The 18,308-nt window shown below is 57.8% G+C and carries 20 protein-coding genes; 12 read left to right on the top strand and 8 right to left on the bottom strand.

The genetic code is table 11. The annotated features are described in order from the left end of the window. Window positions 1-49: 49 nt before the first annotated feature. Genes hpxZ through hpxW form a run of 4 tightly spaced genes read right to left on the bottom strand, consistent with a single transcriptional unit; the run spans window position 50 to window position 3,608 of the window. Window positions 50-436 carry an oxalurate catabolism protein HpxZ gene (hpxZ, locus tag ABLV11_RS12855; protein WP_004100894.1) on the bottom strand — a complete coding sequence of 129 codons (387 nt, stop codon included), beginning with the start codon at window positions 434-436 and terminating at the stop codon, window positions 50-52. Next, window positions 433-1,830, bottom strand: coding sequence for an AtzE family amidohydrolase (locus ABLV11_RS12850; protein WP_348855329.1), 1,398 nt, complete (start codon window positions 1,828-1,830; stop codon window positions 433-435). Before ABLV11_RS12850 ends, hpxZ begins: the two co-directional genes overlap by 4 nt. Next, window positions 1,827-2,015, bottom strand: coding sequence for an oxalurate catabolism protein HpxX (gene hpxX / locus ABLV11_RS12845; RefSeq protein ID WP_004100898.1), 189 nt, complete (start codon window positions 2,013-2,015; stop codon window positions 1,827-1,829). The genes ABLV11_RS12850 and hpxX overlap by 4 nt, the downstream gene beginning before the upstream one ends. Before the next feature lie 9 nt (window positions 2,016-2,024). Next, complete coding sequence (gene hpxW, locus ABLV11_RS12840; RefSeq protein ID WP_134882569.1) at window positions 2,025-3,608, bottom strand: oxamate amidohydrolase; 1,584 nt, start codon at window positions 3,606-3,608, stop codon at window positions 2,025-2,027. A 169-nt stretch (window positions 3,609-3,777) separates the two neighbouring features. Here hpxW and hpxU point away from each other — a divergent pair, with 169 nt between their 5' ends. The 7 genes from hpxU to hpxK all read left to right on the top strand — a co-directional run bounded on the left by hpxU (window position 3,778) and on the right by hpxK (window position 10,181). Further along, window positions 3,778-4,617, top strand: coding sequence for a MurR/RpiR family transcriptional regulator HpxU (gene hpxU / locus ABLV11_RS12835; protein ID WP_004100902.1), 840 nt, complete (start codon window positions 3,778-3,780; stop codon window positions 4,615-4,617). A 215-nt stretch (window positions 4,618-4,832) separates the two neighbouring features. Next, window positions 4,833-5,618: a transporter substrate-binding domain-containing protein gene (locus ABLV11_RS12830; RefSeq protein WP_004100904.1), complete on the top strand. Its 786-nt coding sequence runs from the start codon at window positions 4,833-4,835 to the stop codon at window positions 5,616-5,618. A 9-nt stretch (window positions 5,619-5,627) separates the two neighbouring features. Next, window positions 5,628-6,293: an amino acid ABC transporter permease gene (locus tag ABLV11_RS12825; protein WP_004100905.1), complete on the top strand. Its 666-nt coding sequence runs from the start codon at window positions 5,628-5,630 to the stop codon at window positions 6,291-6,293. Next, window positions 6,293-6,949, top strand: a complete 657-nt coding sequence (locus ABLV11_RS12820; protein WP_032704835.1) for an amino acid ABC transporter permease — start codon at window positions 6,293-6,295, stop codon at window positions 6,947-6,949. Before ABLV11_RS12825 ends, ABLV11_RS12820 begins: the two co-directional genes overlap by 1 nt. After that, window positions 6,930-7,670, top strand: coding sequence for an amino acid ABC transporter ATP-binding protein (locus ABLV11_RS12815; protein ID WP_004100907.1), 741 nt, complete (start codon window positions 6,930-6,932; stop codon window positions 7,668-7,670). Before ABLV11_RS12820 ends, ABLV11_RS12815 begins: the two co-directional genes overlap by 20 nt. A gap of 10 nt (window positions 7,671-7,680) precedes the next feature. Next, window positions 7,681-8,922 carry an alanine--glyoxylate aminotransferase family protein gene (locus ABLV11_RS12810; protein WP_004100908.1) on the top strand — a complete coding sequence of 414 codons (1,242 nt, stop codon included), beginning with the start codon at window positions 7,681-7,683 and terminating at the stop codon, window positions 8,920-8,922. Further along, window positions 8,919-10,181: an allantoate amidohydrolase gene (gene hpxK / locus ABLV11_RS12805; RefSeq protein WP_023320687.1), complete on the top strand. Its 1,263-nt coding sequence runs from the start codon at window positions 8,919-8,921 to the stop codon at window positions 10,179-10,181. The genes ABLV11_RS12810 and hpxK overlap by 4 nt, the downstream gene beginning before the upstream one ends. 56 nt (window positions 10,182-10,237) lie before the next feature. On the opposite strand, the gene ABLV11_RS12800 is transcribed toward hpxK, so the two are convergent. Then, window positions 10,238-11,947, bottom strand: a complete 1,710-nt coding sequence (locus tag ABLV11_RS12800) for a pectate lyase (protein ID WP_348855328.1) — start codon at window positions 11,945-11,947, stop codon at window positions 10,238-10,240. 72 nt (window positions 11,948-12,019) lie between these two features. Then, window positions 12,020-12,721, bottom strand: coding sequence for an oligogalacturonate-specific porin KdgM family protein (locus ABLV11_RS12795; protein ID WP_004100915.1), 702 nt, complete (start codon window positions 12,719-12,721; stop codon window positions 12,020-12,022). Between the two features lie 681 nt (window positions 12,722-13,402). Between ABLV11_RS12795 and ABLV11_RS12790 the strand changes: the two genes are divergently transcribed. After that, window positions 13,403-13,987: a LuxR C-terminal-related transcriptional regulator gene (locus ABLV11_RS12790; protein WP_126488895.1), complete on the top strand. Its 585-nt coding sequence runs from the start codon at window positions 13,403-13,405 to the stop codon at window positions 13,985-13,987. A 120-nt stretch (window positions 13,988-14,107) separates the two neighbouring features. After that, window positions 14,108-14,881, top strand: coding sequence for a nucleotidyltransferase domain-containing protein (locus tag ABLV11_RS12785; protein ID WP_126488896.1), 774 nt, complete (start codon window positions 14,108-14,110; stop codon window positions 14,879-14,881). Between the two features lie 19 nt (window positions 14,882-14,900). Here ABLV11_RS12785 and ABLV11_RS12780 read toward each other — a convergent pair whose 3' ends face one another. Continuing rightward, complete coding sequence (locus ABLV11_RS12780) at window positions 14,901-15,374, bottom strand: DUF2938 family protein (RefSeq protein WP_126489706.1); 474 nt, start codon at window positions 15,372-15,374, stop codon at window positions 14,901-14,903. An 83-nt stretch (window positions 15,375-15,457) separates the two neighbouring features. On the opposite strand from ABLV11_RS12780, the gene ABLV11_RS12775 reads away from it, so the two are divergent. From ABLV11_RS12775 to ABLV11_RS12765, 3 genes are all read left to right on the top strand, one after another. Beyond that, window positions 15,458-15,856: a MerR family transcriptional regulator gene (locus ABLV11_RS12775; RefSeq protein WP_017146155.1), complete on the top strand. Its 399-nt coding sequence runs from the start codon at window positions 15,458-15,460 to the stop codon at window positions 15,854-15,856. Between the two features lie 33 nt (window positions 15,857-15,889). Beyond that, complete coding sequence (locus ABLV11_RS12770; RefSeq protein ID WP_004100922.1) at window positions 15,890-16,204, top strand: hypothetical protein; 315 nt, start codon at window positions 15,890-15,892, stop codon at window positions 16,202-16,204. 366 nt (window positions 16,205-16,570) lie between these two features. Beyond that, window positions 16,571-17,473, top strand: coding sequence for a GGDEF domain-containing protein (locus tag ABLV11_RS12765; RefSeq protein ID WP_024274011.1), 903 nt, complete (start codon window positions 16,571-16,573; stop codon window positions 17,471-17,473). Window position 17,474: 1 nt separating this feature from the next. Here the strand turns inward: ABLV11_RS12765 and ABLV11_RS12760 are convergent, their stop codons facing one another. Continuing rightward, window positions 17,475-18,308 carry an AraC family transcriptional regulator gene (locus ABLV11_RS12760; protein ID WP_004112046.1) on the bottom strand — a complete coding sequence of 278 codons (834 nt, stop codon included), beginning with the start codon at window positions 18,306-18,308 and terminating at the stop codon, window positions 17,475-17,477.

The following is an 18,308-nucleotide window of genomic DNA, read 5'->3' as shown; positions in this document are numbered from 1 at the left end:
CCCGGGTAAGCGCAGCGCAACCCGGGGGATACCGGGAAATGCGCAGGGCTTAACTCATCAAACTGACCTGAGCGGCGACGATGCGCCAGCCAAAGGGGAAGCGTACCCAGGTCTGCTGCTGGCGACCGATGCGCTCGCTGCCTGCGCGGGTGAATTCGGTGCTACACACCGCGTAATCCTCGCCAAAGGTGGTGATGATGGTATGCCGCAGCTCGCGCTGCAAACCCGCTGCCGGACGGGCGGCGCGAAAGGCGCGGATTTCATCGATGCCGTAGAGATTTTCCCCGGCCCCCAGCCGCACCGTGCGCTTATCGTGCCAGAACAGCTCATCCAGCACCGCGATGTCGTTGCTCACCAGCGCTTCCTCATAGCGGTAAAACGCCGCCGTCACCTCGGCGAGAACCAACGGGCGATTAATCTGTTCTGGGCTCATCATGCGGCGATCTCCACCGGGCGGGCGTCGGTGATGCCCATCTCTTCCAGCGCCCGCGCCGCGCGCAGACAGGCTTGTTCATTAAAGGGCGCGGCAATCAGCTGCAGGCCAATCGGCTGACCGTTCGCCGTGCGCAGCGGCACCGTGACGACCGGCAGGCCAAGGAAGGAGATGGGCTGGGTCAGCATCCCCATGCTGGCGCGAATCGGCAGCGACTGGCCGTCGATCTCCATGGTCTGCGCGCCGATGAGCGTCGCGCTGCACGGCGTGGCCGGGGCGATTAGCACATCGGCATGAGCGAACAGGCCTTTGAACGCCTGCTGCGCATAACGGCGAAAGCGCTGAGCCTGGAGATACCAGGCGGAGGGGATCATCGCGCCGGCCAGCAGCCGCTCGCGGGAGTTCGGCTCAAAACGTTCGGGCTGGCTCCGCAGCGCGGGCAGGTACTGGTTACCGCCCTCGGCGGCGCTGATAATAAACGCCGCCGAGCGGGCCAGTTCGGCCTCCGGGAATATCAGCTCCTCATGCGCCTCAAGGGCGTGGGCAACGCTGGCAACCGCCGCACGGGCATCGTCATCGCACCATGTCGTAAAATAGCCGCCGAGCGCGGCGCAGCGCAGGCCATCGAGACCACGCGGCAGCAGATTCGCCGTACGCTCGCTGGCTTTATCGGCCTGAAAACCATCGCTCGGATCGCGCCCCTGCAGCGCATCGTAAACTGCCGCAAGATCGCCGACGCTGCGGGCAAAAGGACCGATATGGTCAAGGCTGGCGACAAAAGGATGACTGCCGGAGCGTGACAGGCGGCCAAAAGTGGGCTTAAGGCCAAAGATCCCGCATAGCGAGGCCGGGACGCGAATGGAGCCGTTGGTATCGCTGCCCAGCGAGAAATTCACCAGCCCGGCGGCCACTGCGGCTGCCGACCCGCCCGAGGAGCCGCCGGCGATCCGTGAAAGATCGTGCGGGTTATGCGTCGCCCCGTAGTGGCTGTTTTCCGTGGTAAAACCGTAGGCGTAGGCATCCATATTTAGCATGCCGGATAATAATGCGCCCGCGCTGTGCAGCTGGCGCACCGCCCAGCTGTCGGCTACGGCGGCAGGGCGATCGCTCAACAGCTGCGCCCCGGCAAGGGTGGTATGGCCGGCGACATCGAACAGATTTTTCACCGCGTAGGGAACGCCTGCCAGCGCGGGCAGGGGCTTTTTTTCCCGTCGCAGGGTGTCGATATTCTCCGCCTCAGTGAGCATGCGCTTTTCGCTGACGTGGGTCCAGGCGTTGATCTGCGGGTTAACGCGAGCGATATTCTCCAGGGTGTGGCGGGCGATCTCTTTGGCGCTGAGTTCGCCGGTGGCCAGCGCGCGCTGGATTTCGTGAATGGTCATTTCAGGCAGCTTCATGCTTTATAGACTCCGGCGATTTCGACGCGCTCGTCGAGGGGAAAGGCCATCAACGGCCCGGCCATGGCGGCAATGCGGCTAAACTGCACTCTGAGTTCTGCGCGCCGCGTATCGTCCAGCTCCAGCGCCAGCAGCTGTTCCATTTGCGAGAGCCAGGCGTCCCATTCGTTCTGCGATGTTGTCATTATCAGCTCCTAATATCCGGCGGCGGAGCCGTTGCTGCGCGGATCGCTGGCCCCCTCAAACAAGCCGTTGGGATGACGTACAATCGCTCCCGCATGGCCCATGGCTTCGCTGAAATCGGCCAGCACTTCAACCTCGTGCCCCAACTGACGCAGGCGGTCAACGCTTTCGGCGCTGAAGCGGCCCTCCAGCTTGAGCGAGTCGGAAGTCTGCCCCCAGGTGCGCCCCAGCAGCCAGCGCGGTCGGGTGATGCTTTCCTGCAGCGGCGCGTTTTGCATGACGTAGCGGGTGAAGATAGCGGCCTGGGTTTGCGGCTGGCCGTCGCCGCCCATGGAGCCGTAAACCATCACCCGGCCATCGTTCAGCTTTGCTGCGGCCGGGTTGAGGGTGTGAAACGGCTGTTTACCGGGCGCCAGCGCCAGCAGGTGGCTCGGGTCGAGGCTGAACGATGCCCCGCGGTTCTGCCAGACAATGCCGCACTCCGGCAGCACCACGCCGCTGCCGAATTCGTGGTACAGGCTTTGGATAAAGGAGACCGCCAGCCCGCTTTTATCGATCACCCCCATCCAGACGGTATCGCCCGGGCCTTTACCTGCGCCCCACGGAGCCGCCCGCTGGTCGTCGATGTTATCCGCCAGCGGCTGCAGCGCCGCCGGTGTCAGCAGGCTCTGAATATCAACATCAAGGTGGCGCGGATCGGTGATGTGCGCGTCGCGCAGGCCGAAGGCCAGCTTGGTCGCCTCCACAATACGGTGGACGGTCATCGCATCGTCGGCGTCGGCCATCGCCAGCCTGTCGGTGATGCCGAGGATCGCCAGCGAAACCAGCCCCTGAGTCGGCGGCGCGAGGTTCCACAGTTCGCCGTGTCGATGCGCCAGTCTGAGCGGCTGGGGGCGGCGAGCGCGATGCTGCTGCAGGTCGCTAAGGGTGACGGGCAGTCCGTATTTTTCCATCCCGCGGGCCAGCTGCTCCGCCAGCGGCCCGCGATAGAAGCTATCCAGGCCTTCTTCGGTTAATCGGCGCAGGGTGTTCGCCAGCGCCGGCTGCAGAAAGCGGCTCCCGGCCTTCGGCGGCTGGCCGTCCACCAGAAAGGTTTCAGCGAAGCCGGGCTGGTCGCACAGTTCACTGAATTTATCGGCGCTCGCGCTGGCCTGCGACGCGGTAACCGGGATACCGTTCGCGGCGTAGCCGATGGCATCTTCCAGCAGACGCGTGAGCGGCAGGGCCGCGCCGGTTAACTCGCGCGACACCTTAAGCGCTTCGTCCCAGCCGCTGACGGTGCCCGCCACGGTCAGCGCCGCCTGCGGACCGCGATGGGGGATCTGCGCGAGGCCGGCGTAGGCCTGCGGTGTCGCCAGCGAACCCGCCGCGCCGCTGGCGTCAATGGCGATGGGGTCGCCCTCGGGCGGCACGATAAGCCAGAAACCATCGCCGCCGAGGCCGTTCATATGCGGATAAACCACCGCAATGGTCGCGGCGGCGGCGACCATGGCTTCGATGGCGCTTCCGCCTTCGCGCAGTACCGCCAGCGCGCTTTGGCTGGCCAGATGATGGGGGGCGACCGCCATCCCGTGGGCAGCAACATGACTTTGCATGAATTTTCCTCAATTAAGCGACTCGTCCGCTGAGGGTTGCAAAAGCTGTTCCATATCTGAACGTAAAGTTTCACCTGTTGCCGACAACGCGCTTTTTTTGGCGGGACTGGCATACATTATGAATGCGGATACGGTTATGATGCGGTGAAACGAAAGTTACAGAGGTCTTATGCAACAGCTTGATGAACGACTGAAAGAGCAGTACCCGTCATTATCGCCGCAGGAGCAGCGGGTGGCGGATTTTATTTTCGATCATTTTGATGACCTGATTAGCTACAACAGCGCAGAGCTGGCGCAGCTTAGCGGCGTGTCAAAAGCCACGGTCAGCCGGCTGTTCAAGCGCCTGGGCTATGAGAAGTATAAGGATATGCGCGATGAGCTGCGTACCCTGCGCCAGAGCGGTATGCCGCTGACCGACAATCGCGATGCGGTACAGGGCAATACTCTGCTGGCGCGCCACTATAAACAGGAGATGGCCAACCTGACACAATGGGTTAACGCGCTGGATGTTCAGCAGTTCGCCGAGGCGATTCAGGCGCTGGTCGCCGCCCGGCGTATTGTGATTGTCGGCATGCGTAATGCTTATCCTGCGGCGCTGCATCTGCGTCAGCAGCTACTGCAGGCGCGCGGGCAGGTACTGGTGCTGCCGCAGCCCGGACAAAGCCTGAGCGAGGAACTGGTGGATCTCAGCGCCGACGACCTGGTGGTGGTGATGGCATTCCGCCGCCGCCCGCGAATCATTCGCCCTCTGCTGCAGCAGCTACAGAGCAGCGATATTCCGGTGCTGCTGATGTGCGAGCCGCAGGCCCACGGTCTGTTTCCGCTGGCGCGCTGGCGGCTTTGCGCGCCGCTGGATAGCGTGTCGGCCTACGACAGCTACGCGTCGGTCAACAGCCTGATCAATCTGCTGTCGAACGCCTTTTTGCATGAAATTCTCGATAAAGGTCGCCCGCGCATTCACGATATTGCCACGCTTTATCAACAGCTGGATGAGCTGGAACAGCGATGATGGGGCGCCAGCGTGGTGCTTTGCATGGTTTTGGTGCAATGAAATATGCAGAAATCAGCGCCGCTGGTTCCTCTTTACTCTTCTCTTTCTCTTGTTTTACTGGCCTTTAAGCGAAGCGTTGCCGATGGCGCAGTGCATAAATTTATCTGGCACATTAGTTGCAAAAGTGACTTTAAAGAATCTTTTGTTTCATGCTAACGTAACGGGTAAATATCATGAAGAAACTGTTGATCGCGCTGGCCGGGGCCGCTTGTCTGTTAACCCACCTCTCGGCGGCGAAAGCTGACCAGCTGCAGGATATCGAAAAACGCGGCGTGATCCGCATTGCGGTGCCGCAGGATTTCCCGCCGTTTGGCTCGGTGGGCACCGACCTTCAGCCGCAGGGCTACGACATCGATATGGCGCGCTATCTTGCCAAAGAGATGAAGCTCAAGCTGCAGCTGGTACCGGTGACCAGCGCCAATCGCGTGCCTTATCTGCAAACTGATAAGGTAGATCTGGTGATTTCCAGCCTGGGTAAAAACGCCGAGCGCGAGAAGGTGATCGATTTTAGCCGGGCCTACGCGCCGTTCTTTCTCGGCGTATTTGGCGCGAAAGGCGCTGAGCTGAAAGACCCGGCGGCGCTGAGCGGTAAAAGCGTTGGCGTAACCCGCGGCGCGGTGGAAGACATGGTGCTGACCAGCGTGGCGCCGAAAGAGGCGCAGATTAAGCGCTACGAAGACAACAACACCACGCTGTCGGCGTACCTTTCCGGTCAGGTGCAGTATGTGGCTACCGGTAACCTGGTGGTGGCGGCCATCGCCCGGCAGAACGCCGATAAAGCGCCGGTGCCGAGCTTTATGCTGAAAGATTCGCCGTGCTTTATTGGTCTGAAAAAGAACCAACCGGCCCTGAAGGCGAAAGTGGATGCGCTGATTGAGCAGGGGGTAAAAGACGGCACTCTCAACGGCCTTTCCGAGAAATGGCTGAAAGCGCCGCTGCCTGCCAGCCTCGGCGCATAAGGTCCGGGCATGACGGAGCAACTTCATTTCTCTGCGCTCTGGCCGCACTGGCCGGAGCTGCTGGCGGGGCTGTGGGTGACCATCCAGCTAACGGTGCTGGCGACGCTCGGTGGCCTGACGATTGGCATCTTCGGCGCCGCCATCCGCAGCGGGCGGCCCACGTGGTTCAGCCGGATTTGGGGCGGGTATGTCGAATTGATTCGCAACACGCCATTTGTGGTACAGCTGTTTTTTATCGTCTTCGGCTTACCGAACCTGGGGCTAAAGATGACGGCGGGCGAGGCCGCGCTGCTGGCGATGGTGGTCAATCTTGGGGCCTACAGTACCGAGATCGTGCGCGCCGGTATTCAGGTCACGCCGAAGGGGCAGTGGGAAGCAGGGCGCGTGCTGGGGCTGACCCGGACGCAGACCTTTATTCAGGTGATTCTGCCGCCTGCGCTGCAGCGCATTTATCCGGCGCTGGTGAGCCAGTGCATCATCGTCATGCTCGGTTCGTCGGTAGTGTCGCAGGTCTCTTATGAAGAGCTGACCTTTGCCGCTAACCTGATCCAGTCGCGCACCTTCCTCAGCTTTGAGGTCTACCTGGTGACGACAGGAATTTATTTGGTGCTGTCGATAACGATGCGCCAGCTGCTGATGGCGGCAGGACGAAAATGGCTGGGGGTGCAGGCATGATGACCACCTTTACCGATTGGGACATTGTTCGCAATCTGCTGCTGGCCGGGCGCTGGACGGTGCTGCTGTCGCTGGTGGCGTTTCTCGGCGGCGCGCTGGTCACGCTGCCGCTGCTGCTGCTGCGCATGACCGGCGGGCGTCAGATAAAGCGCCTGATCCGCGGCTATGTTGAGCTGTTTCAGGGAACGCCGCTGCTGATGCAGCTGTTTCTTGCCTTTTTCGGCGTGGCGCTGTTCGGCATCGATGTTTCAGCGTGGACCGCGGCATCGCTGGCGCTGACGCTGTATACCAGCGCGTTTTTGCTCGATATCTGGTTTGGCAGCATCCGCGCGCTGCCAAAAGGGCAGTGGGAAGCATCGCGCTGTCTGGGGCTGAGCTTTGGCCAGACGCTCTATCGGGTCGTTGCGCCGCAGGCGCTGCGGATCGCCATCGCCCCGACGGTGGGGTTTGCCGTGCAGGTGATTAAGGGCACGGCGCTGGCGTCGATTATCGGCTTCGTTGAGCTGACCAAAGCGGGCACCATGCTGACCAACGTGACGTATCAGCCGTTTAAAGTCTTCGCGCTGGTGGCGCTGGGCTATTTCATTCTGTGTTATCCGCTGTCCCGCTACAGCCGTTATCTGGAGAACAAATTCAATGCCTCTCATCACCATTAATCAGATGCAGAAGTATTACGGCGATAATCACGTGCTCAAGGGCGTCGATCTGGATATCGATATGGGCGAAGTGATCTCGATTATCGGCCGCAGCGGGTCCGGCAAAAGTACGCTGCTGCGCTGCATCAACGGCCTGGAAGGCTATCAGGATGGCAGCATTAAGCTCGGCGGGATGACTATTACCGACCGCGACTCGCAGGCGCGGGAGATCAGCCGCTCTATCGGCATGGTGTTCCAGAACTTTAACCTGTTCCCGCATATGACGGCGCTGGAAAACGTGATGCTGGCGCCGCGTCGGGTGCTGAAGAAGAGCGCCGCCGAGTGTCGGGAGCTGGCCCAGCGGATGCTGGAAAAGGTCGGGCTTGGCGACCGGCTGGATTACTACCCGTCCAGTCTTTCCGGCGGTCAGCAGCAGCGCGTGGCGATTGCCCGTGCGCTGGCGATGTCGCCAAAAGTTTTACTCTGTGACGAGATCACCTCGGCGCTGGATCCCGAGCTGGTTGGCGAAGTGCTTAAAGTGCTGGAGCAGCTGGCGGCGGAGGGCATGACGCTGATTCTCGTGACCCATGAAATGAATTTTGCCCGCGAAGTGGGCGACCGCGTGGTGTTTATGCATCAGGGGCGCGTCTGGGAGCAGGGGGACAGCAAAACGCTGTTCGCTAACCCGCAGACCAGCGAACTGAAGCAGTTTATTTCATCCGTGCGCGGCTTAAATCAATAAGGAATCAAAAATGGACATGACACAGTTTCCGCAACTCAATCCGCCGGCGCGTCTGCTGATGGGGCCAGGCCCGATTAACGCCGACCCGCGCGTGCTGCGCGCCATGTCGAGCCAGCTGATCGGCCAGTACGACCCGGCGATGACCCATTATATGAACGAAGTGATGGCGCTCTACCGCGGCGTATTTCGTACCGAAAACCGCTGGACGATGCTGGTGGATGGAACCTCAAGGGCCGGGATTGAGGCGATCCTGGTTTCGGCTATTCGGCCGGGGGACAAGGTGCTGGTGCCGGTATTTGGCCGCTTCGGCCATCTGCTGTGCGAAATCGCCCGCCGCTGTCGGGCGGAAGTGCACACCATTGAAGTGCCGTGGGGTGAGGTGTTTACTCCGGACCAGGTGGAGGATGCCATCAAACGTATTCGTCCGCGCCTGCTGCTGACGGTGCAGGGCGACACGTCGACCACTATGCTGCAGCCGCTGGCGGAGCTGGGGGAGATCTGCCGCCGCTACGACGTGCTGTTTTACACCGACGCCACCGCTTCGCTGGGCGGCAACCCGCTGGAAACCGATGCCTGGCAGCTGGACGCGGTCTCGGCGGGGATGCAAAAATGCCTCGGCGGCCCGTCCGGCACCTCGCCGATTACCCTCAGCGCGCGCATGGAGGAGGCGATTCGCCGCCGCAAATGCGTCGAAGAAGGGATTCGCACCGATGCCCACCGCGACGGCGACGAGGAGATGATCTACTCCAACTATTTCGATCTCGGCATGGTGATGGACTACTGGGGACCAGAGCGCCTTAACCACCATACCGAGGCCACTACCGCGCTGTTCGGCGCCCGCGAATGCGCGCGTCTGATCCTCCAGGAGGGGCTGGATAACGGCATTGCCCGCCATAAGCTGCACGGCGATGCGCTGCTAAAAGGCATTCAGGCGATGGGGCTGGAGACCTTCGGTGACCTGAAACACAAGATGAACAATGTGCTTGGCGTCGTTATCCCACAGGGGATAAACGGCGACCAGGCACGCAAGTTGATGCTGGAAGATTTCGGCATTGAAATCGGCACTTCGTTCGGCCCGCTGCACGGCAAAGTGTGGCGTATCGGCACCATGGGCTACAACGCGCGTAAGGATTGCGTGATGACCACGCTCAGCGCGCTGGAGTCGGTACTTAACTATCTCAAATTCCCGACCACTCAGGGCGCCGCGATGCAGGCCGCGTGGGATCACTATCGCAGCGAGAGCGCGCAATGAGTCAAGCACAACGCCAGCAGGCGGATATGCAGCAGGCTGCGGCCCGGGTGTTGGCCCGCGCCGATGAGCTGGCGGCGATCAGCGAAACGCCGGACGCCCTGACCCGGGTTTATCTCTCCCCACAGCATCTTGCGGCTAACCAGCGGGCGGCGCTGTGGATGACCCAGGCCGGGATGACCGTCTGGCAGGACAGCGTCGGCAATATTTGCGGTCGCTATGAGGGTGAGCAGGAGGGCGCGCCGGCCATCCTGCTGGGGTCGCATCTTGATACGGTGCGCAACGCCGGGCGCTATGACGGTATGCTCGGCGTCCTGGCGGCGATTGAGGTAGTGCATCGCCTGCATCAACAGGGGCGACGGCTGAAAAAAGCCATTGAGATTGTCGGCTTTTGCGATGAAGAGGGGACGCGTTTCGGCATTACGCTGCTTGGCAGCCGCGGGCTGACCGGTACCTGGCCTGAGAGCTGGCTGGCGCAGACCGATGCCGATGGCGTCAGCGTGGCGCAGGCGATGGTGCTGGCCGGGCTGGATCCGGCGCGCATTCACCTGGCCGCCCGCAGCCAGGAGGAGATCGCCGCGTATCTGGAACTGCATATCGAGCAGGGGCCGTGCCTGGAGCAGGAAGGACTGGCCTTAGGCGTAGTGGAAGCGATTAACGGCGCGCGTCGGCTGAACTGCCGCTTTACCGGCGAGGCGGGACACGCCGGGACCGTACCGATGAGCCATCGGAAAGATGCGCTGGCCGCCGCCGCCGAGTGGATGGTGCTGATAGAGTCTCTGACCCGCCAGCAGGGCGGAAACCTGGTCGCCACGGTGGGCACGCTGCGCTGCGCGCCCGGCGCGGTTAACGTTATCCCCGGCGACGTTACGCTAACTCTGGATATTCGCGGACCGCACGACCAGCCGCTCGAGGCGCTGCTCGAGACGCTGCTGACGGGGGCACAGGCGATTGCCGCCCATCGCCAGCTGCAGTTTAGCGCGGAAGAGTTTTACCGCATTGCCGCCACCGCCTGCGATAGCGGATTGCAGCAGGTACTGAGCGAGGCGGTGCAGGCGGTGCAGGGGCGTTCGCTGACCCTGCCGAGCGGCGCCGGACATGACGCTATCGCCATGGCTGAACGTTGGCCGTCCGCGATGCTTTTTGTCCGCTGTAAAGGCGGCATCAGTCATCATCCTGCCGAGTCGGTCACCGCCGACGATGTGGCGCTGGCGATTGAGGCCTATTTTCGCGCGGTGACGGCGCTGGCAGCCGGGAAGTAAGCGCCGGGCTGTCCCGTCGCGGTACGGTCCCCCACCGGTGGCGATGGGGGCCAGTTTTATTTTTTGCCGTTCGGTTTCAGCTGCTCACCGGGTCTGAGCCTGAACAGCTCGTCATCTCGGGTGGAGTAGCGCACGGTTCCGTCAGCCATCCGATAAGCGCCTTCCGTGAATCCAGCGCCGTTCAGGAACGGAGCGACCGCGTCCGGCGTGTTGCGGAAGGCGGCTTCCAGGGCGAGAAGCGCATAGGGGGCGATACTATCGATACTGGCATATTCTGCCTCAGGAACATCGACAAAAAAGCCGTTGAGGCGCTGCTTGTTGATGATGTTCGCGCCGATGCGATCCGCCAGCGTCAAATAATCCCCCTGCCCGGTGGCCTGCCACAGGTCGATAAGCGCGAAAATCGCATACGGCTGATGATTCTCCGTTTGGCTATTCAGCCTGCGGTTTGTGCCGCCGGGTTCACCGATATCGCCTAACCCCTGGCCTTTCGCGATGCCGCGGGCGACCTTCCAGATGGCATGATCCGGTTCAAGCGTCCAGGCGCGGGCATAGGAGAGAAGAAATTCATTTCCCGCCGGATAGGCTTTGAGCACCGTCCCTTTTTTTCCATAATAGCCATCGCGTTTTAACGCGTAGTCGGAGAGATCCGTGCCGTTGGCCAGCATCGGGCGGAAGGTATTATTCTGCTCATCGTAAGCGTAGGTCGCGAAGGCCTTGAGGCCATCAAGAGTCCATTTTTTGAGATCGTCACCGTCTTTGCCGAGCGATTTTGCCAGGGCAAGCTGCATCAGCGCATTTTCTGAATAGAGCGTACTGGTTCGGCCCTTAAGCAGCATATTGCCTTCCAGCGCGTCCGGGCCCAGTTCCGGGCCAAACTGACGCTGCGCGCGGTCGCCGTATTTCGAATGCGTGTCGCTGTCATCGCTGGTATCGGCGCGTTTTAACGGTTGGGTAAACTGGTATACGCCCAGCCCGGTCTTCTTATCTCGCGGCAGAACGTACTGTTCGGCCAGCCGTTTTGCCCACGTCAGTGCGCCAGCGTCACCATCGTATTGATACAGCAGCGATGCGGAGTAGATCAGGTCGTTGCCGGCATTGAGAAAGCTCAGACCTTTGGTGGCGAAAAAGGGCGGCTGTTGGACAAAATCACTTTGCCAGAGCGCGCCCATCGGTTTGCCGTACTCCCCGTGGCGGCTGGTTTCCAGCGTTTTCCAGTCGTAAACATGGGCATTCCAGAAAGCCTTGATAAAGCGCGCGGTCGCCTGGTCATCGACGGCAAACATCATGTCGTAATAGGGATAGGCATTCTTAAGTTCATGAACCCGCTCTTTTTCACTTGGGCCTTGAGGCTGCAGCGTTTTTAAATCAACAAAACGATGCCCTCCCCATAGCAGCAGCCCGCTCGCATCCTGATAGTGGTCAAAGTAGTAGCGTATATTCTCCGCGACCCGCTGTTTATATTTTGTTTCGCCGGTCAGGTTGCTTAACCCTACCAGCACCCGCATCAAGTTTTGCTGGGCAGAGAAGTTCGACAGCACGGTCACTTTACCGTCCGGAAATACCCATTCCATTTGTTTGCCGGTGCGTGGGTCCACGCCATTAGCCAGCAGGGGAGAGTGATGCCCGTACCGATCGCTTGCTTTGTCCAGCACGACGTCGGCGAACTGCTTTACGCTGCTCAGGCGCTCGTTCTCCTGGGCACCCGCATTCAGTGAGAAGAGACTCAGAACGCCCAATGCCAGGGTGATTTTTGCAATCTTCATTATTTTCCTCTTAATGAAAATAAGGGTTTAATTAAACCCTTATTTATTTTTTATCTGACTGACAGGACGTTATCAGAAGGAATATTTCACGCCAACGCGATAACGCGTTTGGCGTTCATCGGTGGATTTACTACCGGAAACGTTGCCGATGGCCATATAAGGAGACCAGTTTTTATCAAATTTATAGGTCAGCTTAAAATCATGGGTCCAGTCATAGCTTTCGTTATCCGCTAAAATAACCCCGGCGGAGTTGGCTTTTTTATAGTCCAGCTCATAATCCAGTTGATAATCTTTGAGGAATTTCCAGGAAATAACGCTGGTCAGATTATAGCCGTTCTCCGAGGTGTCTTTAGACGTGCCAATATTGCCTGAATTGCGCTTGTAGTAAGGGCGATAGCGCAATGAGGCGCTGAGATCGTCGGTCAGATTCGCTTTACCGCGCAGATAGGGCCGATAGTTATTTGAGGACGAACTGGTATCCAGAGAGAAGCCGGGCTCAATCTGGAAGGTCTTATTTATTTTATGCACGTAGCTCGCCACCACTTCGGTGCCGTTACTCACGGTTTCATCATAGGCTTTATTTTTATCTTGCGATCCTTTCCATTTTCCTTCCAGCGATAAGCCAAAGCCATTGGCAAAACGGTGAGACATCAACAGACGATCTTTATGATTGTTCCCGGCTTTGTCATTCGTTTCATGACGATAATCAAAGGTCACCGCGTGAGCAGCAATACTGATGAAAGGAATTGTGACTAATAATAATGAGCGAAACATAGGGTGCCTCTACTTTTTTTATTTTCCAAAGGTACAAGAAATGACCTGCCGTAAAGCAGGCAGAACGATACAAATGAAATTTTTAAATGGTTGTGTGGTGCCGGGTGCCTCCCGGTGAATCAGGCGCTGACTTCCTGATCCGTCTATAAAAACGAAACGTCGATGAGGGTATTCCTCTATTCAGCATGACCCCGCCGCTTAGGGGGATTCACCACACATTATTCTTTATTCCCCGGTGATGACGAGTTTGTACTGCTTGTGATTTTATTGAAAATAACTTTTACACAAAATGAAATGATGTTTTGAGATCAAGATCGGAATATTTAAAAGAGTGATTAAATAATTTTTATTACATTTATAAAGATAATCCTAAAGAAAATTAACATTTATAATCATGGGGTTGCGGTGTTTTTGGTGTTTTATTTCTGGTCTATGCACGGCTTTAATTGAATTAACGGTAATCTTATTCCTATATTTTTAAGGGTTTATTTTGTTAAAAATTAAAAAATATTCCGGCGGTATCAATGGTTAAATCGGGGCTAATGCTTGCGATGTGCTTTAGTTAAACAAAAGCTAAACGGATAGGCTCGCGGTATTGATCTGCCTGACTGACGACATAACACTCACAAAAACGCGTCCATGTGGAAGGATAATAAAAGACGGTGACCTCGGGGCTACAAGATGACCATTTATGGAAAGGATCGTGTATTTATTTATGGAGTAGAAAAGATACTGCAGGCGCTTAGCGATGAGGCGGGAACGGAGGCAGAGAGCGATGCGGCCTGTATGTACGTCACCCATGGGATGGATATTCAGGAGATCTATGCTCTTTTCTTCCGCCACCCGCCGGAGCACTACGCCATCTTCATCACCTCCGAACGCCATTTTGAGGCGATCAACCGCCTGTTTCCGGGCCTGTTAAAGCTCTGTTTAGCTGAGCGGTTGACGGTAGACGAGCTGCATCAGGCGTTAAGGGTGATGCGCCTGTTCTCGGCGCAGAACCAAAGCGTGGCCTATTTGCCCGCCAGGTTGAATTTTACCCATGCCGAGCGACAGATTATGCGGCTCAGTTTGCGCGGCCATTCCCTGGATGATATTGCCCGTATCCGTGGGGTTAGCCCCTCTACGGTCAGCGTCCAGCGTACCCGGCTGATGAAGCGTATGGGAACCAAAAGCCTGCAGGAGCTATGCTCCCTCTATGCGGCAATGCGCGCCAGCGATTGTTCACGCACTCCGGCTAAGCTGAATGAGGATCGCGTTTATTGATTAATGCAGCCCGTTGGGTAAGCGCGAAAGGCGAACGCGAGATAATATTGTTTGCACGTCAGTCGCCAACGTACCGCCCGCAGGTTGTTGCGGGCATACCGTCAGTAAACAGGAGAAAGAATGGCCGTCGATCGCAATGGCGACATTGCCCTGCCAAAAGTGAACGCAATGCAGCCCGAATTCGCCCGCGTAGTGGACGGGGTCGTGGCAACGCTAACCCGGTGCTTCCCTGAACTGATGCATAGCCTTTATGTTTACGGTAGCGTGGCGCAAGGACGAGCAACGCCCGGCAAGTCCGATCTCGACATGAGCGTGATATTCCACGATCGCCCCGATCGGGCCGCAGCGGCGCGGCTCGCTGAGATTAAGCGTGAACTGGAAAAGAACTATCCGGTTGTCAGTAAAATCGATTTTGATTGCGGTGTGCTGCCGCAAGTCCTGCACCCGGATCATACGCTGAGCTGGGGATACTGGCTTAAACATCATTGCGTCTGCGTGTACGGCGAAGATCTGAGCCGCCGGTTTGCTCCCTTTAAACCGGCAAAAGCTATCGCCGTTGCCGTAAATGGGGATTTCCTGCCGGTACTGGAAAAATTCATGGCACAAATACGCTCATCCGCGGATAAGAATGAAGGGTTACAGCTGCAGCGCGCTGCCGCACGCAAAATCATCCGCGCAACCAGTATCCTGCGTAGTGAGTACGACAAAGACTGGCCGGACACCCTTGCTGAGCACCATGGTAAGCTCATTGCCCGCTATCCTGAAAAAGCTGATGACATGGATTACCTGCTGGCAGTGAGTCATGAACCTCAGGGAGACCTGGCCGACTTTGAAAAAAGGATTCTGGCTTTTGCCCGCTGGCTTAACGTCGAGTTTCATCGTCGTCAAAGCTGAGCGGAAAAGCGCCCTGGCCTCATGCTCTGCTAACCATAGCCGCGATATAAAGCCCGCATCCCCAGGCCAGGTGCGTAAGCACGCTCAGCAAGCGAGCCAGCCACGGGCGCGAGGTACGCGACGCCGCCACACCAAAGCCCAATGCGGGTTGAAGAATCAAGAACGGCGCAAATAACGTTAGCACGCCTGCCAGCAGGCCTGCCGTCAGCGTCGGCTCGTTTAACCAGACGGTTCCGTTCAATGCCAGCGGGACAAAAGCAAAAATGGCCCCGGTCAGGTAGTGAAACACCCAGCCGATAACGCTCTCTCCACGCAATGCCGGCGTGGAAGCGATGGTATTATGGCAAAGCTTTCCTCTGAAAAGCCATGCAATCCAGCGACCCACCAGCGCATAGTTTAGCGGCGGCAGCTTGAGCAGGTATTTTTGGCCGAATGACCAGAGATCCATTATCAGCGTCGCGCCAATACCCGTTATGACCGTTTTTACTACCATCATCGTCTCCAGGGTGTACTCCTTTTCCAATGCATGTCAGGCTGGTAGCCAGTGTGCAACTTGAAGCGAGGTTTAAGTCAACCATGAAAGCCCTCGATATCCGGGAAATTGCCGATCTTTCTGGCATAAATCCCTCCGCGCTGCGTTATTACGAAAAAAAAGGATTAATTCAGCCTGTTGGCCGTAACGGTTTACGACGGCAATATCACCAAAATGTGCTCAATAAACTGCAGCTCATTACGTTGGGGCAGGCGGCAGGGTTTACGCTGGATGAACTTGCCGCGATGTTTGGTTCGCAAGCCGGGGTCACGATTGACCGGGGGCTGCTCCTCCAGCGGGCGAAAGAGATTGATGCCACCGTGCGCAAGCTGCAGCTGTTAAGCCGCGGGCTGAAGCACGCAGCGCGCTGCACGCAGCCGGAGCCTGTTCATTGTGAAGAGTTCAAAAGAGTGGTGGCGAAAGGGTTGAGGCTGGTTGGCTGATTAATTACTTCAGACTGTGATGAGAGCATAATAATGGACAAAAATTTTACACCTGAGCAAATCGAAATCATTAATCGCGTGGTTTTTGCGCGCGTCGAACAAATGAAAGAGCAAGTGACTGACCTTATTGCGCAGACAGAGCGCGATGCGCACCAGCAGCTGGCGGATTGCGGGATTGATATGACCGATTTCTGTCCGGCTAATCAGCACTTTCTTATGATGACAATCGTCCAGGCGCTGATAGATCGGGTGCACGGCGGCGACAGGGCCCTTGCCCGGAAGATAATAACCATGGAGGCGAAGAGACTGAACGTCAGCGTTAACGTTGAAGCTGATAGTTCGAGATAGCCTTGAGGCTGAGTCTGCGGCGGACCAGAGCGTTATAAACTGCATCAGCACTGCCTTGTTTGCATAGCAGAGTCAGCCCCTTCAGCATCGGCCATCGGGCTAAAAATGGAAGACCGCTCCCGGAGTCCAGAAAAGGCCTTTCCCCCAGCACCGATTGCCACATCCTCGTAGCGTTAACTCTTTATTATTCGCGCCACTGACTTCGTCGCCATGGATTGGTAGTAGGTTGGAACATTCCGCGGGGTCAGTCCACTCTCTTCTGCTCGCTGCTGCGCATCGTCAGGCTGCGCGCCTTTAAAGTTCGCTCAATCGCTCTGCGCTGTTATGCTAAAAGTCTGGCAAGCCGCGCTGTTAAGAGACCTGACCATGCCCGAACGCGAGAAAAACATCCATATTCAACCCTCATCTTCAATCTCCCGCACCCATATTCTACCGGCGCTGCTGGCCATCGTCGCCGTGACCGGACTGTGCGCGTATATCTCGTCGCCGCTGGGGCCGTGGCGCGAAATTTTGATTAATCCCGGAATGTATATCGATCTGCTGGCGCTGCTATTTCTGCTGTTTATGCTCTGGAGCTCCACCAAAGTGCGCATGAATCACGTGGCGGTTAACTGGGTACGCTACGGACTGCTGCTGTGGATTGCCGGCGGTACGTTCGATCTGATGGATGAAATCTTTCACCAGCCGCGCTGGATGGGGTACTACTGCGAAGATCTGCTGCGCCTGTCCGGCATGCTGCTGAGCGCAGTCGGGGTCTACAAAATTATTGAGCGCATCAATCTGCTGTACGTTGATGCGCGTTCCCAATCATTAAAGGATGAGCTGACCCAACTGCCTAACCGTCGCTTCTTTATCGACACCATCCGCGAGAAGGAGGGACGCAGGCTGGGGCTAATGATTGTCGATATCGATTACTTCAAGAAAATTAATGACACCTGGGGCCATCTGGTGGGGGACGAAGTCCTCTTTGCTCTCGGTAAGCAGCTGGCTAAGCTCACCAGCGATAAGGTGCTGCCTTCGAGGATTGGCGGCGAAGAGTTTGCCATTATTGTCGACGGAATGACGGCGCAGGAAGTGGATGAACTGGCGCAGGCTATTCTGCAAAACGCCCGGGCGATCCTGATCAACCACGACCATCCGCTGTCGATCAGTATCGGCGTTGGTCTGCGTAACAAAGGGGAACCGCAAAACCTGTTCATTAAAAAGGTCGATGACGCCCTCTATAAGGCCAAAAATAACGGTCGCGGGCGGGTCGAGTGGGCCGTCTGAGTCAGCCCTGCTGCGCGCTGCGGCAGTGGCGACGATATTCTGATGGCGAACGCTCGGTGTAGCGTTTAAACACCCGGCAAAAATAGTTGCTGTCGACGAACCCGCAGTTGTGGGCGATCTCTTTTACCTTGAGATCGTAGCCGCGCAGCAGCTTTTTGGCCTTTTCCAGGCGTACGCTGGTGAGAAACTCATTAAAACCGACGGAGCCGGATTTTTGGAAAATATGCGACAGGTAATTGGGCGTAATATGAAAGCGTTTCGCCACCGACTCGCGGGTCAGGGGCTGGCTGAGATGCTCTTCGAGATAGTCCTGCACCGCCAGAAACAGATCGCGACTGCGGCTGACGCGCATCTCCAGCCCCACCAGCTGCTCAAGGCAGTGGCTTAACAGGGCCGCGACCACCAGCCTGGCGGTCACCGGATCCGGCTGCAGGCAGATTTCATTAAGCGATAGCAGCAGATAGGAGCCGACGCGGGGCCCGAGGCGGGCAACGTTCTGCTTTTCCGTGCGCAGCTGCTTGCCGTCCCAGTACTGAACGCAGAATCCGAGCTTCTGGCGGCCAAAGAGGATGCTTAACGTCGATGCTGGCCCGGTCCACTCCGGCAGCGTCCACTTGCCCGCCTGAACGTAGAGCACCTGCGAGGCGGAGAGCATCGTCTCCGATAGCGGCAGCCCGCTCTCCTTAAGCTCACCCTCAAGCACAATTTCCAGCCGCGGAAAGGGCACTTTAAACGCCAGCGCAGGCTCGGAGATATCCGGGTCGGGGAATCTGACGTGCAGATTATCTTTCTGATTTACTAAACGATTTAAAATATCCGCCAGATCGTCAATCAT

This window comes from Klebsiella sp. GW_Kp181 (assembly GCF_040062315.1).
Lineage (GTDB): Bacteria > Pseudomonadota > Gammaproteobacteria > Enterobacterales > Enterobacteriaceae > Klebsiella > Klebsiella oxytoca.
Note: the sequence above shows the minus strand (reverse complement) of the source record. Positions and strands in the feature narration are given on the sequence as shown.

Excerpts from the sequence above, each read along its gene's own strand:
- hpxZ (WP_004100894.1), bottom strand. The coding sequence starts at position 436 with ATGATGAGCCCAGAACAGATTAATCGCCCGTTGGTTCTCGCCGAGGTG.
- ABLV11_RS12850 (WP_348855329.1), bottom strand. The coding sequence starts at position 1,830 with ATGAAGCTGCCTGAAATGACCATTCACGAAATCCAGCGCGCGCTGGCC.
- hpxX (WP_004100898.1), bottom strand. The coding sequence starts at position 2,015 with ATGACAACATCGCAGAACGAATGGGACGCCTGGCTCTCGCAAATGGAA.
- hpxW (WP_134882569.1), bottom strand. The coding sequence starts at position 3,608 with ATGCAAAGTCATGTTGCTGCCCACGGGATGGCGGTCGCCCCCCATCAT.
- hpxU (WP_004100902.1), top strand. The coding sequence starts at position 3,778 with ATGCAACAGCTTGATGAACGACTGAAAGAGCAGTACCCGTCATTATCG.
- ABLV11_RS12830 (WP_004100904.1), top strand. The coding sequence starts at position 4,833 with ATGAAGAAACTGTTGATCGCGCTGGCCGGGGCCGCTTGTCTGTTAACC.
- ABLV11_RS12825 (WP_004100905.1), top strand. The coding sequence starts at position 5,628 with ATGACGGAGCAACTTCATTTCTCTGCGCTCTGGCCGCACTGGCCGGAG.
- ABLV11_RS12820 (WP_032704835.1), top strand. The coding sequence starts at position 6,293 with ATGACCACCTTTACCGATTGGGACATTGTTCGCAATCTGCTGCTGGCC.
- ABLV11_RS12815 (WP_004100907.1), top strand. The coding sequence starts at position 6,930 with ATGCCTCTCATCACCATTAATCAGATGCAGAAGTATTACGGCGATAAT.
- ABLV11_RS12810 (WP_004100908.1), top strand. The coding sequence starts at position 7,681 with ATGGACATGACACAGTTTCCGCAACTCAATCCGCCGGCGCGTCTGCTG.
- hpxK (WP_023320687.1), top strand. The coding sequence starts at position 8,919 with ATGAGTCAAGCACAACGCCAGCAGGCGGATATGCAGCAGGCTGCGGCC.
- ABLV11_RS12800 (WP_348855328.1), bottom strand. The coding sequence starts at position 11,947 with ATGAAGATTGCAAAAATCACCCTGGCATTGGGCGTTCTGAGTCTCTTC.
- ABLV11_RS12795 (WP_004100915.1), bottom strand. The coding sequence starts at position 12,721 with ATGTTTCGCTCATTATTATTAGTCACAATTCCTTTCATCAGTATTGCT.
- ABLV11_RS12790 (WP_126488895.1), top strand. The coding sequence starts at position 13,403 with ATGACCATTTATGGAAAGGATCGTGTATTTATTTATGGAGTAGAAAAG.
- ABLV11_RS12785 (WP_126488896.1), top strand. The coding sequence starts at position 14,108 with ATGGCCGTCGATCGCAATGGCGACATTGCCCTGCCAAAAGTGAACGCA.
- ABLV11_RS12780 (WP_126489706.1), bottom strand. The coding sequence starts at position 15,374 with ATGGTAGTAAAAACGGTCATAACGGGTATTGGCGCGACGCTGATAATG.
- ABLV11_RS12775 (WP_017146155.1), top strand. The coding sequence starts at position 15,458 with ATGAAAGCCCTCGATATCCGGGAAATTGCCGATCTTTCTGGCATAAAT.
- ABLV11_RS12770 (WP_004100922.1), top strand. The coding sequence starts at position 15,890 with ATGGACAAAAATTTTACACCTGAGCAAATCGAAATCATTAATCGCGTG.
- ABLV11_RS12765 (WP_024274011.1), top strand. The coding sequence starts at position 16,571 with ATGCCCGAACGCGAGAAAAACATCCATATTCAACCCTCATCTTCAATC.
- ABLV11_RS12760 (WP_004112046.1), bottom strand. The coding sequence starts at position 18,308 with ATGATTGACGATCTGGCGGATATTTTAAATCGTTTAGTAAATCAGAAA.